Origin of the sequence: Streptomyces sp. NPDC050528, assembly GCF_044457795.1 — a bacterium.
Lineage (GTDB): Bacteria > Actinomycetota > Actinomycetes > Streptomycetales > Streptomycetaceae > Streptomyces.
The window spans coordinates 19,005-32,628 of the sequence record NZ_JBITHH010000002.1 but is presented as its reverse complement, the minus strand read 5'-3'; the positions used below and the strand labels follow the sequence as shown (position 1 = coordinate 32,628).

At 70.0% G+C, this 13,624-nt stretch carries 16 protein-coding genes; 9 read left to right on the top strand and 7 right to left on the bottom strand.

Annotated elements, in window-relative coordinates; all coding sequences use genetic code 11:
• Positions 1–73 precede the first annotated feature (73 nt).
• Positions 74–1,063 (top strand): GTP 3',8-cyclase MoaA, encoded by a 990-nt coding sequence (moaA, locus tag ACIBK4_RS07480; RefSeq protein ID WP_398993053.1) that lies wholly within the window; start codon positions 74–76, stop codon positions 1,061–1,063.
• A gap of 34 nt (positions 1,064–1,097) precedes the next feature.
• Here the strand turns inward: moaA and ACIBK4_RS07475 are convergent, their stop codons facing one another.
• Complete coding sequence (locus ACIBK4_RS07475) at positions 1,098–1,316, bottom strand: hypothetical protein (protein ID WP_398993051.1); 219 nt, start codon at positions 1,314–1,316, stop codon at positions 1,098–1,100.
• A 225-nt stretch (positions 1,317–1,541) separates the two neighbouring features.
• Positions 1,542–1,940 (bottom strand): DUF3099 domain-containing protein, encoded by a 399-nt coding sequence (locus ACIBK4_RS07470; protein ID WP_398993049.1) that lies wholly within the window; start codon positions 1,938–1,940, stop codon positions 1,542–1,544.
• A 254-nt stretch (positions 1,941–2,194) separates the two neighbouring features.
• On the opposite strand from ACIBK4_RS07470, the gene ACIBK4_RS07465 reads away from it, so the two are divergent.
• Positions 2,195–2,473, top strand: coding sequence for a GlsB/YeaQ/YmgE family stress response membrane protein (locus tag ACIBK4_RS07465; RefSeq protein ID WP_033286407.1), 279 nt, complete (start codon positions 2,195–2,197; stop codon positions 2,471–2,473).
• A 70-nt stretch (positions 2,474–2,543) separates the two neighbouring features.
• On the opposite strand, the gene tyrS is transcribed toward ACIBK4_RS07465, so the two are convergent.
• From tyrS to ACIBK4_RS07450, 3 genes are read right to left on the bottom strand one after another with little or no spacing between them, the layout of a single operon-like run.
• Entirely contained in the window at positions 2,544–3,812 is a 1,269-nt protein-coding gene (tyrS, locus tag ACIBK4_RS07460; protein WP_398993047.1) for a tyrosine--tRNA ligase, read from the bottom strand.
• A gap of 45 nt (positions 3,813–3,857) precedes the next feature.
• Positions 3,858–5,252, bottom strand: a complete 1,395-nt coding sequence (locus ACIBK4_RS07455; protein WP_398993044.1) for a metallopeptidase TldD-related protein — start codon at positions 5,250–5,252, stop codon at positions 3,858–3,860.
• Positions 5,249–6,772 (bottom strand): TldD/PmbA family protein, encoded by a 1,524-nt coding sequence (locus tag ACIBK4_RS07450; protein ID WP_033286410.1) that lies wholly within the window; start codon positions 6,770–6,772, stop codon positions 5,249–5,251. Before ACIBK4_RS07450 ends, ACIBK4_RS07455 begins: the two co-directional genes overlap by 4 nt.
• Positions 6,773–7,012: 240 nt before the next feature.
• Between ACIBK4_RS07450 and fabG the strand changes: the two genes are divergently transcribed.
• From fabG to ACIBK4_RS07435, 3 genes are all read left to right on the top strand, one after another.
• The gene (gene fabG / locus ACIBK4_RS07445; RefSeq protein ID WP_033286434.1) at positions 7,013–7,717 is read left to right on the top strand and encodes a 3-oxoacyl-[acyl-carrier-protein] reductase; all 705 of its coding nucleotides are present in this window, start codon (positions 7,013–7,015) and stop codon (positions 7,715–7,717) included.
• A 5-nt stretch (positions 7,718–7,722) separates the two neighbouring features.
• On the top strand, positions 7,723–8,490 hold the full coding sequence (fabI, locus tag ACIBK4_RS07440) for an enoyl-ACP reductase FabI (RefSeq protein WP_093625150.1): 768 nt from the start codon (positions 7,723–7,725) through the stop codon (positions 8,488–8,490).
• A 175-nt stretch (positions 8,491–8,665) separates the two neighbouring features.
• Positions 8,666–9,019, top strand: a complete 354-nt coding sequence (locus tag ACIBK4_RS07435; protein WP_398993041.1) for a hypothetical protein — start codon at positions 8,666–8,668, stop codon at positions 9,017–9,019.
• On the opposite strand, the gene ACIBK4_RS07430 is transcribed toward ACIBK4_RS07435, so the two are convergent.
• Positions 8,994–9,689, bottom strand: coding sequence for a FadR/GntR family transcriptional regulator (locus ACIBK4_RS07430; RefSeq protein WP_398993038.1), 696 nt, complete (start codon positions 9,687–9,689; stop codon positions 8,994–8,996). The two genes, ACIBK4_RS07435 and ACIBK4_RS07430, sit on opposite strands and share 26 nt — an antisense overlap.
• A gap of 82 nt (positions 9,690–9,771) precedes the next feature.
• Here ACIBK4_RS07430 and ACIBK4_RS07425 point away from each other — a divergent pair, with 82 nt between their 5' ends.
• The 4 genes from ACIBK4_RS07425 to ACIBK4_RS07410 all read left to right on the top strand — a co-directional run bounded on the left by ACIBK4_RS07425 (position 9,772) and on the right by ACIBK4_RS07410 (position 12,262).
• Positions 9,772–11,097 (top strand): CynX/NimT family MFS transporter, encoded by a 1,326-nt coding sequence (locus ACIBK4_RS07425; protein WP_398993036.1) that lies wholly within the window; start codon positions 9,772–9,774, stop codon positions 11,095–11,097.
• 48 nt (positions 11,098–11,145) lie between these two features.
• A complete protein-coding gene (locus ACIBK4_RS07420; protein WP_019060691.1) occupies positions 11,146–11,262 on the top strand; it encodes an SGM_5486 family transporter-associated protein in 117 nt (38 codons plus the stop codon).
• A 185-nt stretch (positions 11,263–11,447) separates the two neighbouring features.
• The gene (locus tag ACIBK4_RS07415) at positions 11,448–11,654 is read left to right on the top strand and encodes a hypothetical protein (protein ID WP_398993034.1); all 207 of its coding nucleotides are present in this window, start codon (positions 11,448–11,450) and stop codon (positions 11,652–11,654) included.
• Positions 11,655–11,731: 77 nt separating this feature from the next.
• Positions 11,732–12,262 (top strand): SixA phosphatase family protein, encoded by a 531-nt coding sequence (locus ACIBK4_RS07410; RefSeq protein WP_398993032.1) that lies wholly within the window; start codon positions 11,732–11,734, stop codon positions 12,260–12,262.
• Positions 12,263–12,413: 151 nt separating this feature from the next.
• Here ACIBK4_RS07410 and serB read toward each other — a convergent pair whose 3' ends face one another.
• On the bottom strand, positions 12,414–13,622 hold the full coding sequence (gene serB, locus ACIBK4_RS07405) for a phosphoserine phosphatase SerB (RefSeq protein ID WP_398993030.1): 1,209 nt from the start codon (positions 13,620–13,622) through the stop codon (positions 12,414–12,416).
• Between the last annotated feature and the right edge of the window lie 2 nt (positions 13,623–13,624).

Below are 13,624 nucleotides of genomic sequence, written 5' to 3'. Positions count from 1 at the left end.
TCGTTGTCAGAGGTGTCGCGTAGGCTCGCAGGTGTCGGAAAACATGCGATCCGAAATGAGGGAGGGGGCACACGTGCTCATCGACACCTATGGCCGAGTGGCCACCGACCTGCGAGTTTCGCTGACCGACCGGTGCAATCTCCGGTGTACGTACTGCATGCCCGAGGAGGGCCTGCAGTGGCTGGCAAAGCCCGACCTCCTCACGGACGACGAAATCGTCCGCCTGATAGACATCGCGGTCACCTCACTCGGCATCGAGGAGGTCCGCTTCACCGGCGGCGAGCCCCTGCTCCGCCCCGGCCTGGTCGGCATCGTCGAGCGGGTCGCGGCCCTGGAGCCCCGCCCCCAGATGTCGCTGACGACGAACGGCATCGGTCTCAAGCGCACGGCGGCCGCCCTGAAGACGGCGGGCCTGGACCGGGTCAACGTCTCGCTGGACACCCTGCGCCCCGACGTCTTCAAGACCCTCACGCGCCGGGACCGCCTCAAGGACGTCCTCGCGGGCCTGGAAGCCGCCCACGACGCGGGCCTGACCCCGGTGAAGATCAACTCGGTGCTGATGCCGGGACTCAACGCCGACGAGGCCCCCGACCTGCTGGCCTGGGCCGTGGCGCACGACTACGAACTGCGCTTCATCGAGCAGATGCCGCTGGACGCCCAGCACGGCTGGACGCGCGAGGGCATGGTCACGGCCGGCGACATCCTCACCTCCCTCCGCACCCGCTTCGAGCTGACCCCCGAAGGCTCCGGCGAGCGTGGCTCCGCCCCGGCCGAGCGCTGGATCGTGGACGGCGGCCCGCACCGCGTGGGCGTCATCGCCTCGGTCACCCGCCCGTTCTGCGCCGCCTGCGACCGCACCCGCCTCACCGCCGACGGCCAGATACGCAACTGCCTGTTCGCCCGCGAGGAGACCAGCCTCCGCACCGCGCTGCGCTCGGACGCCCCGGACGAGGAGATCGCCCGCATCTGGCGCGAGGCGATGTGGGGCAAGAAGGCGGGCTCGGGCCTGGACGACCCGTCGTTCCTCCAGCCGGACCGCCCGATGTCGGCGATCGGCGGCTGAGCAGCCGTCGTAGACGAAGGAGCTCTACGGGGCCCTACGGGAGTTCGGGCTTTTCCCAGTCCTCGAACTTGACGATGTCCTTCAGGAAACCTCGCACACCGAGGAACTGGGACAGGTGCTCGCGGTGCGCCTCGCACGCGAGCCACGTCTTGCGTCGCTCCGGGGTGTGGATCTTCGGGTTGTTCCACGCGAGGACCCACACGGCGTCGGCGTGGCAGCCCTTCGCGGAGCAGATCGGGGTCTCGTCACTCACGGGAATTCACGGAATTCGTCTCACAGATTGCGCTGATAAAGGCGACGCCGAGCAGCCACGGGGGGAGCTGCCCGGCGTCGGTCCGTCGCTCCGACGGGGGATGCGGAGCGCGTACGAAGTATGTCACGGGTGACCGGTCGCCCGGCACCGGAACAACATGATTGATCTGAGCTTTTCTTGAGCTTGGTGCGGAGCCGACGTCCGGTTCTGGCGCGTTCGCCATGGTCACGACCGGTCGTACGGTTCGCCTGCCACGTGGGGTGCCGGCTCGGGCACGACGTCTTCCGGGACGGGTTCCGCGAACGTCCCGTCGGCCCTCGGCGGTGCGATCATCGGCCGCAGCGGCGCGGTGACGAACGTGGACGGAAGCCCCGGCGCGTTCTCCCGCCCGGCGTTCGCGATCACGACGGCGACATAGGGGAGCAGCACACCGAGCACCAACGCGACGATCGCGACGTGCCGTTCGACGTTCCACAGCGCGCAGGCGAGGATCACCGACACCGTACGGATCGACATCGAGATGACGTACCGGCGCTGGCGGCCGCGGATGTCCTCCGCGAGTCCCGTCCGGGCTCCGGTGATCCGGAACACCTGGGCGTTGCCTTCGCCGTGCAGCTTCCGCATCACATTCCACCATCCGCCCGCATCGGACTCTCCCCGGCCCGCAACCCCGGTCAGCACCCGATCCGGGAACCGGGCCCCGACACGTCCCACGTTACGCCGCGCCTCCGCCGCCTTCGAGACCGGGGGACCTCCGGCCTGGGCGAACGAACTGCGCCGTAGCGCGTATGGCCGTACCCGACATGCGCCGTACGGCGACCACACCCACACTTGGCGTAATGCTCACGTCCGACGTCGAGCCGTACAAGGAGGCAGCCATGGGCTGGTTGTGGGCGATCATCGTGGGATTCGTGCTGGGACTGATCGCGAAGGCGATCATCCCGGGCAAGCAGCACAGTCCGCTCTGGCTGACCACCATCTGCGGCATTCTCGGCGCCATCGTCGGCAACGCGATCGCACGAGCGGCCGGCGTCGACGCGACCAGCGGCATCGACTGGAGCCGCCACGCGTTCCAGCTCGTCGCCGCGATCATCATCGTCTTCGTGGTCGACATGGCGTACATGGCGACGATCGGCAAGAACAAACAGAGAGCCTGACCGGTCGTACGGCGAAGGGGGCGGCCTCCCGAACCAGGGAAACCGCCCCCTTCGCCATGCGTTCAAGCACTCACGCGCCGGTGACCTCCACGGCCGCCAGGTTCTTCTTGCCTCGCCGCAACACCAGCCACCGCCCGTGCAGCAGGTCCTCCTTCGCGGGGACCGCGTCCTCGGCCGCGACCTTCACGTTGTTCACGTAGGCCCCGCCCTCCTTCACGGTCCGTCGCGCGGCGGACTTGCTCGCCACGAGGCCGACCTCGGCGAACAGGTCGACGACCAGGCCGAGTTCGGCGACCTGGACGTGCGGCACCTCGGAGAGGGACGCGGCCAGTGTCTTCTCGTCCAGCTCCGCCAGCTCGCCCTGTCCGAAGAGGGCCTTGGACGCGGCGGTCACGGCGGCCGTCTGCTCGGCGCCGTGCACCAGCGTCGTCAGCTCCTCGGCCAGCGCGCGCTGGGCGGCACGGGCCTGCGGACGCTCCTCGGTCTGCCGCTCCAGCTCCTCGATCTCCTCGTGGGACCGGAAGCTGAAGATGCGCAGGAACTTGGAGACGTCCCGGTCGTCCGCGTTCAGCCAGAACTGGTAGAAGGCGTACGGCGTGGTCATCTCGGGGTCGAGCCAGACCGTGCCGGACTCCGTCTTGCCGAACTTGGTGCCGTCGGCCTTGGTGATCAGCGGGGTGCCCAGGGCGTGCACCTCGGCCTCCGGGTCGACCCGGTGGATCAGGTCGGTGCCCGAGGTGAGGTTGCCCCACTGGTCGCTGCCGCCGGTCTGGAGCGTGCAGCCGTGCCTGCGGTACAGCTCCAGGAAGTCCATCCCCTGGAGGATCTGGTAGCTGAACTCGGTGTAGCTGATGCCCGCGTCGGAGTTGAGCCGCCGGGAGACGGCCTCCTTGGCGATCATCTTGTTGACCCGGAAGTGCTTGCCGATGTCCCGCAGGAACTCGATGGCCGACAGGCCCTGGGTCCAGTCCAGGTTGTTGACCATGATCGCGGCGTGCGGGCCCTCGAAGTCCAGCAGCGGGGCGATCTGCGCGCGCAGCCGGTCGACCCACTGGGCCACGACGTCGGGCGAGTTGAGCGTCCGCTCCGCGTTCGGCTTCGGGTCGCCGATCAGGCCCGTGGCGCCGCCGACCAGGCCCAGCGGGCGGTTGCCCGCCTGCTGGATCCGGCGCATCGTCAGGATCTGCACGAGGTTGCCGAGGTGCAGGCTGGGCGCGGTCGGGTCGAAACCGCAATAGAACGTGACGGGACCGTCCGCGAACGCCTTGCGCAATGCGTCCTCGTCAGTGGAGAGGGCGATCAGCCCACGCCACTGCAGTTCGTCGACGATGTCCGTCACGGTTCTCGTATCTCCTTGGGATGGTCTCGTGAATCAGGTACGAGGTTATACGCCCTGACTGACAGAGCTCATATTGAAGTCCGGCACCCGCAGCGCGGGCATCGCAGCCCTAGTGAACCAGTCGCTCCATTCCCTCGGCAGCGTCTTTTCCGTGCGCCCGGCCTCGGTCGCCCGCCCCAGCAGATCCACCGGTGACTCGTTGAAGCGGAAGTTGTTCACCTCGCCCGCCACCTCGCCGTTCTCGACGAGGTAGACGCCGTCCCGGGTCAGCCCGGTCAGCAGCAGGGTCGCCGGGTCGACCTCGCGGATGTACCAGAGGCAGGTCAGCAGCAGCCCGCGCTCGGTGTTCGCGACCATCTCCTCCAGGGAGCGGTCCTCGCCCCCGCTGAGGATGAGGTTGTCGATCGACGGCGCCACCGGCAGCCCGGTCAGCCCCGCGCTGTGCCGGCTGGTCAGCAGGTGCTGCAACTCGCCCTCGCGCACCCAGTCCGTGGCCGTCAGCGGCAGCCCGTTGTCGAACACCGACTGGTCGCCGCCGGAGGTGTGCGCGAGCACGAACGGGGCGGATTCCAGGCCCGGTTCGTTCGGGTCGCTGCGCAGGGTCAGCGGCAGCTCGGTGAGCCGCTCGCCCACGCGCGTGCCGCCGCCCGGCTTGGAGAACACCGTGCGCCCCTCGACCGCGTCCCGGCCCGACGCCGACCACATCTGGTAGATCAACAGGTCCGCGACCGCGGTCGGCGGCAGCAGCGTCTCGTACCGCCCGGCGGGCAGCTCGATCTTCCGCTCCGCCCAGCCCAGCCGTACGGCCAACTCGGCGTCCAGCGCGGCCGGGTCGACGTCCTTGAAGTCCCGGGTCGAGCGGCCGGCCCAGGCCGAGCGCGTGCGGTCCGGGGACTTGGCGTTCAGCTCCAGCGTCCCGTTCGGCTGGTCGTGGCGCAGGCGCAGGCCCGTCGACGTACCGAGGTAGCTGGTGACCAGCTCGTGGTTGGCGAAGCCGTACAGCTCGCGACCGCCCGCACGCGCGCGTGCGAACGATTCGCCGAGCGCCGGCGCGAAGTCGGTGAACACGGAGGACGAGGTCTCGGCGGGCGCGTCCGTGAAGTCGGGCGACTGGGATACGCCCGTGACCAGCGGCTGCGCGTCCTCGGCGGGTGCGGCTCCGCGCGCGGCGGCCTCGGCGGCCCGTACCAGCGGCTCCAGCTCCTCCGGGGTGACGGCCGACCGGGACACGACCCCCGAGGCGGTGCCCTCCTTGCCGTCGACGGTCGCGATGACGGTGAGCGTGCGCCCGCGCGTGACGCCGTTCGTGGTCAGCGCGTTGCCCGCCCAGCGGAGGTTGGCGGTGGACTGCTCGTCGGCGATGACGACACAGCCGTCGGCCCGGGACAGTTCGAGGGCGCGCTCGACGATCTCGTGCGGCTTGTTCGTACGAGGACTCATCGACCGGCCTCCTGCGTGGTGTTGAGGATGTTGACGCCCGTGAAGAGGGCCGACGGGCAGCCGTGCGACACCGAGGCGACCTGGCCCGGCTGGGCCTTGCCGCAGTTGAAGGCGCCGCCCAGGACATAGGTCTGCGGACCGCCGACGGCCGCCATGGACCCCCAGAAGTCGGTGGTCGTCGCCTGGTAGGCGACGTCCCGCAGCTGTCCGGTGATCCGCCCGTTCTCGATCTTGAAGAACCGTTGCCCGGTGAACTGGAAGTTGTAGCGCTGCATGTCGATCGACCAGGACCGGTCGCCGACCACGTAGATCCCGCGGTCGACCCCGCCGATCAGATCCTCCGTAGAGAGCCCTGCCGGGTCCGGCTGGAGCGACACGTTGGCCATGCGCTGCACCGGCACATGGCCGGGGGAGTCGGCGTACGCGCAGCCGTTCGAGCGCTCGAAGCCGGTCAACTTGGCGATGCGGCGGTCGAGTTGGTAGCCGACCAGGGTGCCGTCCTTGACCAGGTCCCAGGACTGGCCCTCGACGCCCTCGTCGTCGTAGCCGATGGTCGCGAGGCCGTGTTCGGCGGTGCGGTCGCCGGTGACGTTCATCCGCTCGGATCCGTACTTCAGCTTGTTGAGCTTGTCGAAGGTGGCGAAGGACGTGCCGGCGTAGGCCGCCTCGTAGCCGAGCGCGCGGTCCAGTTCGGTGGCGTGGCCGATGGACTCGTGGATCGTCAGCCAGAGGTTGGACGGGTCTACGACGAGGTCGTACAGGCCCGCCTCGACGCTGGGCGCCCGCATCTTCTCGGCGAGCAGCTCGGGGATCCGCGCCAGCTCCTCGTCCCAGTCCCAGCCGGTGCCCGTGAGGTACTCCCAGCCGCGGCCCACGGGCGGCGCGATGGTGCGCATGGAGTCGAACTCACCGCTCGACTCGTCGACCGACACGGCGTTCAACTGCGGGTGCAGCCGGACCCGTTGCTGTGTGGTCACCGTCCCGGCGGTGTCGGCGTAGAACTTGTTCTCGTGCACGGTGAGCAGCGACGCGTCCACGTGGTTGACGCCGTCCGCCGCGAGCAGCCGGGCACTCCAGTCCGCCAGCAGCCCCGCCTTCTCCTCGTCGGGCACCGAGAAGGGATCGATCTCGTACGACGAGATCCACGTCCGCTCCTCGTGCACGGGCTCGGCGGCCAGCTCGACGCGCTCGTCCGACCCGGCCGCCTTGATCACCTGGGCGGAGAGCTTCGCCATCGCCACCGCCTGCGAGGCGACCTTGGCGGCGGCGTCCAGGCTCAGGTCCACGCCCGAGGCGAACCCCCAGGTGCCGCCGTGCACGACCCGCACCGCGTACCCGAGGTCGGTGGTGTCCGACGTACCGGCCGGGCGGGCGTCGCGCAGCCGCCAGGACGCGCTGCGCACCCGCTCGAACCGGAAGTCCGCGTGCTCGGCGCCGAGGGCACGCGCGCGTGCGAGCGCGGCATCGGCCAGAGCGCGTAGCGGAAGCGCCGTGAAGGCTTCGTCGATGGAATGAGGCACGGAGGTCTCCCTGCTGTCGTGGCCAGTCGGGTCCGATCATGTCGCGCGAGTGGGTTCGGAGACCACACGTTTCCGCGGCCCGTCGGCCGTTTCTGTAGGGACCCGACAGGGAGTCCCGTAAGCCACTGTCGGTGCCCGATTGTCCGCCGGACGGAGCGGACCGATAGGTTTTCGATAAAGCCGCCTGTCAACCAGGTGTACCGGGCAGGCGTGCAGGACCGCTATCGAAAGGGTGATCCGTTGAGCCGCTCGGTTCTCGTCACCGGAGGCAACCGGGGCATCGGCCTCGCCATCGCCCGTGCGTTCGCCGACGCCGGCGACAAGGTCGCCATCACGTACCGCTCGGGTGAGCCGCCGGCCGGCTTCCTGGCCGTGAAGTGCGACATCACCGACACCGAGCAGGTGGAGCAGGCCTACAAGGAGATCGAGGCCACGCACGGCCCGGTCGAGGTCCTGATCGCCAACGCCGGCGTCACCAAGGACCAGCTCCTGATGCGCATGTCCGAGGAGGATTTCACCTCGGTCATCGACACGAACCTCACCGGCACCTTCCGCGTCGTCAAGCGCGCCAACCGCGCCATGCTGCGCGCCAAGAAGGGCCGCGTCATCCTGATCTCGTCGGTCGTCGGCCTGATGGGCGGCCCCGGCCAGGCGAACTACGCCGCTTCCAAGGCCGCGCTGGTCGGCTTCGCGCGCTCCCTCGCCCGTGAGCTGGGCTCGCGCAACATCACCTTCAACGTCGTCGCGCCCGGCTTCGTCGACACCGACATGACCAAGGTGCTCACCGACGAGCAGCGCGAGGGCATCGTGAAGCAGGTGCCGCTCGGCCGTTACGCGCAGCCCGAGGAGGTCGCCGCGACGGTGCGGTTCCTCGCCTCGGACGACGCCTCGTACATCACTGGAGCCGTCATTCCCGTTGACGGCGGACTGGGAATGGGTCACTGATCACCATGAGCGGAATTCTTGAGGGCAAGCGCGTCCTGATCTCCGGTGTGCTGCTGGAGTCCTCCATCGCCTTCCACGCCGCCAAGCAGGCCCAGGAGCAGGGCGCCGAGATCATCCTGACCGCGTTCCCGCGGCCCACGCTGACCGAGCGCATCGCCAAGAAGCTCCCCAAGCCCACCAAGGTCATCGAGCTCGACGTCACCAACGACGAGCACCTGGCGCGCCTCGCCGACGTCGTGGGCGAGGAGCTGGGCGGCCTGGACGGTGTCGTGCACTCCATCGGGTTCGCGCCGGCGGACGCGCTCGGCGGCAACTTCCTGAACACGCCGTTCGAGTCCGTCGCCACGGCGATGCACGTCTCGGCGTTCTCCCTGAAGTCGCTGACCATGGCCTGCCTGCCGCTGATGCAGAACGGCGGCTCGGTCGTCGGCCTCACCTTCGACGCGTCCTTCGCGTGGCCGCAGTACGACTGGATGGGCCCGGCCAAGGCCGCCCTGGAGGCCACCAGCCGCTACCTCGCCCGCGACCTGGGCAAGCAGAACATCCGCTGCAACCTCGTGTCGGCGGGCCCGCTCGGCTCGATGGCCGCCAAGTCCATCCCGGGCTTCAGCGAGCTGGCCTCCGTGTGGGACAACCGCTCCCCCCTGGAGTGGGACCTCAACGACCCGGAGCCGGCCGGCAAGGCCATCGTCGCCCTCCTGAGCGACTGGTTCCCGAAGACCACCGGCGAGATCGTCCACGTCGACGGCGGCCTGCACGCCATCGGAGCCTGACCTCCCGGCCCGGCCTCTCCTACGGCGTCGACGCCCCGTTTCCCGCACCGCGCGGGGAGCGGGGCGTCACCCGTTCGGCCCCTCCGGCCGGGCGGGGCCAGGGCACAACCGCGCACTCTGGATTACGCGTTCACCACGCGATTCCCTCCCCAGCACTGCCGAGGAGGTTTCCCTTGTGCGCCTGTCCCGCAGCCTGGCCTCAGTGACCGTCGCCGTAGCGCTCGTCATCTCCCTGGCGTACGAGGCGATGCCCCACGCACGCGTGGAGGCACGAAAACCGGCCGCACCCCAGCTGTTCGGCGCCGCCTGCCGTACCGCCGTCCACGGCTCGCACGTGATCGCGTACTGCCACAACCCGTACCCGCGCACGGACCGCGTCAGCCTGCACATCGAGTGCGACCGCTGGTGGGACATCGACAGCGACGGCATCGCGACCGACGCAGGACCGGCGCAGACCGTACGGCTCACCGGCCGCTGCTGGGAGGACGTCCGCGCGGTGTGGGTCAGTCACCAGAAGCGGGCGAGCTGAGCCTCCCCGGGCGGCACATGAACGGATAGCCGGCGGCCTCCACCGCGGCCGCCTGCCCGTCACCCGCGCGGATCGCGTCCACGAGGCGCGTGTGGTCCATGTACGTCTCCGGAGTCAGCTCCTCGCCGACGTCCGCGCGCAGCCACTCCCGCAGCACCTCGCCCAGGTCGGCGTACATCGCCGTCATGACGTCGTTGTGGGAGGCCGCCACCACGGCCATGTGCAGGGTCGCGTCGGCCGTCACGAAGGCCTCCGTGTCGCCCGACTCCCAGGCCTCCTCACGTCGTACGAGGAGGGCGTCCAGCTGCTTGAGGTCCTTCTCGGTGCGCCGCTCGGCCGCCAGCTGCGCCGCCGCCGACTCCAGGGTGGAGCGCAGTTCGGCGATGTGCCGGGGGTCGGCGTCCGCGAAGCGGCGGTGCATCACGCCGGCCAGCTCGCTCGTCGCCACGACGTACGTGCCGGAGCCCTGGCGGATGTCCAGCAGGCCGTTGTGCGCGAGGGCGCGGACGGCCTCGCGGACCGTGTTGCGGGCCACTCCGAGCTGCTCGACGAGCTCCGGCTCGGTCGGGATCCGGGAGCCGACCGGCCACTCGCCCGAGGTGATCTGGTTCCGCAGCGCGGCGATGACCTGCTCGGAGAGCGCCGAACGACGGGGATGGCTCAGGGGCATGGCACACCTTCGCATGTGCGGGGCGGGAGCGGGCCACCCGGGGATGGACAACCAATCATCCCATGATTCTATGATGGGCAGCATGGCAAGCGAGGAAACACGGACACTGAAGTCCACGACGAACATCACCGGCTCCGTTGCGAGCGACGCCACGGCGCCGACCGGGAAGCGGACCGACAAAGCCTCCACGCGTGCGTGGACGACGCGTCTGTTCGTCGTCGGCATCGTGCTGGCCGCCCTGAACCTCCGCCCCGCCATCACCAGCCTCGGCGCCCTCCTCGAAGAGGTACGCGACGGACTCGGCATGAGCGGCAGCGTCGCCGGCCTGCTCACCTCCGTCCCCCCGCTGTGCTTCGCCCTCTTCGGCGTCATGGCCCCACGCCTCGCCCGCCGCTTCGGCCCGGTCGCGGTGGTCTGCGCGGGCATGGTCCTCATCACCGCGGGCCTGCTCATACGGCCCTACATCGGCGGTACGGCCGGCTTCCTGGTCGGCAGCGCGCTCGCCCTCATGGGCATCGCGGTCAGCAACGTCCTGATGCCGGTCATCGTCAAGCGCTGGTTCCCGGACCGGGTCGGCTCGATGACCGGCCTGTACTCGATGGCCCTGGCCCTCGGTACCGCTGCCGCCGCAGCGATCACCGTCCCCATGACCGATGCCCTGGGCGGCAGTTGGCGCTCCGGCCTCGCCGTGTGGGCAGGGCTGGCCGGCGCGGCCGTACTCCCGTGGATCGCTCTCGTACGACACCGGGAGGCGTCGTCAGAACCGGAGGCAGCCGGGGATCAGGGCTCCCGCGCGCGGGAGGCCGAGCGGGCGCGGCCGGTGCTGCGGATCACCCGCAGCCGTACCGCCTGGGCGCTCGCCGTGTTCTTCGGGCTCCAGGCCACCGCCGCCTACATCACGATGGGGTGGATGGCGCAGATCTTCCGGGACGCGGGGGTCTCCGCGGGCACCGCGGGACTGCTCCTCGCCGTCACGATGGTGATGGGCGTGCCGCTGGCCTTCGTCATCCCGCGCATGGCAACCCGGCTGCCCCGCCAGGGCCCGATCGTCATCGCCCTCGGCGTCTGCGGCCTCGCCGGATACGCGGGCCTGTACCTCGCGCCGGCCGGCGGTGCCTGGGCCTGGGCGGTACTGCTCGGCATCGCCAACTGCTCCTTCCCGCTGGCCCTGACGATGGTCGGGATGCGGGCCAGGACCGGTGCGGGCGTCGCCCAGTTGTCGGCCTTCGCGCAGAGCACCGGGTATCTGATCTCCATCCCGGGGCCGCTCCTGGTCGGCGTGCTCTACCAGCACAGCGGCGGCTGGGGACTGCCGATCGCCCTCATGGCCGGCCTGATGATCCCGCAGATGGCCGTCGGCGTCCTCGCGGGCCGCAACCGTACGGTGGAGGACGAGGCGGCCCGCTGAGCCGGACCCGGCGGACCCGGCACGGTCGGCGGGTGCGAGACTTGCCGTATGCCAGTGCTCGATCCGAACCCCCAGAACGGCCAGCGGAAGATGCTCATCGTCTTCGGCTCGTTCTTCGCCATCTTCATCGTCATCGCCATCATCGCGACGATCGCGTCGCCGTGACCGTGCGCCTCTGAACGTGCCTCCGCGGGCCGATGGTGGGGTTGTCCCCACCATCCCCTAGGGGGTGAGGGTCAGGGTCAAGTGGGTGGATCTCCGGATGGGTTGGGGGCCGGAACTTCCGTAACTTCGATGGTGCGACCGCGAGAAGCGGATCGCGGACCACTCGGAGACCAGCGGAGGCATCCATGTCGGCCCCTACGCACACCCCGCCCCACCCGGCGACCACGGGCGGCGTCGACATCAGGCTGCCGTGGTGGGCCCTCGCCCTGCCGGCGCTCGCGTTCATCGTGCTGCTCGTGATGATGCTGAACCCGACGGACGCGCAAGCGGCGGGCTCGGACCCGATGATCACCCATTTGTTCGAGCGCGTTCAGCAGCTCATAGCCCGCTGAGCACCCGGGGAGCACTCGCGCGCCCGCCCCGTCAACTCCCTGCGCCCCATGGCCTGTTTCATGCGAAGCTGGATCCCATGAGCGTCGCAGAACCCCGCAGGATTGTCCTCTTCCGGCATGCGAAAGCCGACTGGCCCCAGGTGACCGATCACGAGCGGCCGCTCGCTGAGCGGGGCCGCCTCGACGCGGCCACCGCCGGAAGCAGACTGGCCGACACCGGCATCCCCTTCGATCTGGCCCTCTGCTCCACCGCGGTCCGGACCCGCGAGACCTGGAAGCTCGCCGTCCACGAACTCGCGCACCGGCCGAAAACCGTCTACGAGGAGCGCCTCTACGAAGCCTCTCCCGGCGAGCTGATCGCGGTGCTGAACGAGACGCCGGACGACGCGCGGAACGTGATCCTGGTCGGCCACAACCCGAGCGTGCAGGGCTTGGCGGAGATCCTCCCCGGCGCGGACACCGGTGCGGGCAACAGCGAGGCCCGTGAGTGGCTGAAGCAGCGCGGGTTCGCGGCCGCCGGGTTCGCCGTGCTGTCCTTCACCGGTTCCTGGAAATCGCTGGAGCCGGGTGTGGCCACGCTGGACGACTACTGGGCGCCGTCGGAGTAAGCCCGAGGAAGCCGGAGCATCCGGAGCGCCGGAGCAGGGGGACTGACCGTGCGCACGACAAGGGGCCCGGCACCGCGTGGTGCCGGGCCCCTGAAGGTGACGTAGGCCCGAGGCAAGTCCCCTGGTCCGGGGCAAGCCCCCTGGTCCGGGATCAGTCCTCGTCGTGCGTGTCCGCGGCCTCGACCTCTTCGCGGGTGACGCCCAGCAGATACAGCACGGTGTCGAGGAACGGCACGTTCACCGCGGTGTGCGCGGCCTGCCGTACGACCGGCTTCGCGTTGAAGGCGACACCGAGACCGGCCGCGTTGAGCATGTCCAGGTCGTTGGCGCCGTCGCCGATCGCCACGGTCTGCGCGAGCGGTACGCCCGCCTCGGCGGCGAAGCGGCGCAGCAGCCGGGCCTTGCCCGCGCGGTCGACGATCTCGCCGGTGACCTTGCCGGTCAGCTTGCCGTCGACGATCTCCAGGGTGTTGGCCTGGGCGAAGTCGAGCCCGAGCCGGTCCTTGAGGTCGTCGGTGACCTGGGTGAACCCGCCCGATACGACGCCGACTTGGTAGCCGAGCCGCTTGAGCGTACGGATGAGGGTGCGGGCGCCCGGCGTCAGGCGCACCTCGCTGCGCACCTTGTCGACGACCGAGGCGTCCAGCCCTGCCAACAGCGCCACGCGCGCGTGCAGCGACTGTTCGAAGTCCAGTTCCCCGCGCATCGCGGCGGCGGTGACCTCGGCGACCTCGTCCTCGCAGCCGGCGTGCGCGGCGAAGAGCTCGATGACCTCGTCCTGGATGAGCGTGGAGTCGACGTCCATGACGACCAGCCGCTGGGCCCGCCGGTGCAGCCCCGCCGCCACGACGGCGATGTCGACGCCGAACGTCGCCGCGTGCGTGACGAGGGCGGTGCGCAGGGGCTCGGTCTCCACGCCGGACACCGCGAACTCGACCGCTGTCACGGGGTACTTGGCGAGCCGGAAGATACGGTCGATGTTGCCGCCGGCCTTGGTGATGCGGGCGGCGATCGCGGCGGTGGACTCCGCGGTGAGGGGGTGACCGAGCACGGTCACGAGCGAACGCCCCAGCCCACGCGGCCGGTTGTCGCCGAGGCCGGAGATGATCTCCGCCTGCATCTTCATCGACTCGGCCCAGCTGTGCACGGTGGCCCGCAGATCCCCTTCGAGCCCGGCGGGCGGCGGGGTCACGAGTGCGCACAGCACCATTCGGCCACGCGTGACGACCTGTTCGATGTCGACCACGTCGACGGAGTAGGCGGCGAGGGTGTCGAAGAGTCCGGCCGTGATGCCCGGCCTGTCCTTGCCGAAGATCTTGACGAGGAGAGTGGGGACGTCAGAGGTCTGCGAAGCGCTCATGG

Coding starts and splice junctions, on each gene's coding strand:
- ACIBK4_RS07430 (WP_398993038.1), bottom strand. CDS start 9,689: ATGCCCCTGAGCCATCCCCGTCGTTCGGCGCTCTCCGAGCAGGTCATC.
- ACIBK4_RS07425 (WP_398993036.1), top strand. CDS start 9,772: ATGGCAAGCGAGGAAACACGGACACTGAAGTCCACGACGAACATCACC.
- ACIBK4_RS07465 (WP_033286407.1), top strand. CDS start 2,195: ATGGGCTGGTTGTGGGCGATCATCGTGGGATTCGTGCTGGGACTGATC.
- fabI (WP_093625150.1), top strand. CDS start 7,723: ATGAGCGGAATTCTTGAGGGCAAGCGCGTCCTGATCTCCGGTGTGCTG.
- ACIBK4_RS07415 (WP_398993034.1), top strand. CDS start 11,448: ATGTCGGCCCCTACGCACACCCCGCCCCACCCGGCGACCACGGGCGGC.
- ACIBK4_RS07410 (WP_398993032.1), top strand. CDS start 11,732: ATGAGCGTCGCAGAACCCCGCAGGATTGTCCTCTTCCGGCATGCGAAA.
- ACIBK4_RS07455 (WP_398993044.1), bottom strand. CDS start 5,252: ATGAGTCCTCGTACGAACAAGCCGCACGAGATCGTCGAGCGCGCCCTC.
- serB (WP_398993030.1), bottom strand. CDS start 13,622: ATGAGCGCTTCGCAGACCTCTGACGTCCCCACTCTCCTCGTCAAGATC.
- ACIBK4_RS07470 (WP_398993049.1), bottom strand. CDS start 1,940: ATGCGGAAGCTGCACGGCGAAGGCAACGCCCAGGTGTTCCGGATCACC.
- ACIBK4_RS07420 (WP_019060691.1), top strand. CDS start 11,146: ATGCCAGTGCTCGATCCGAACCCCCAGAACGGCCAGCGGAAGATGCTC.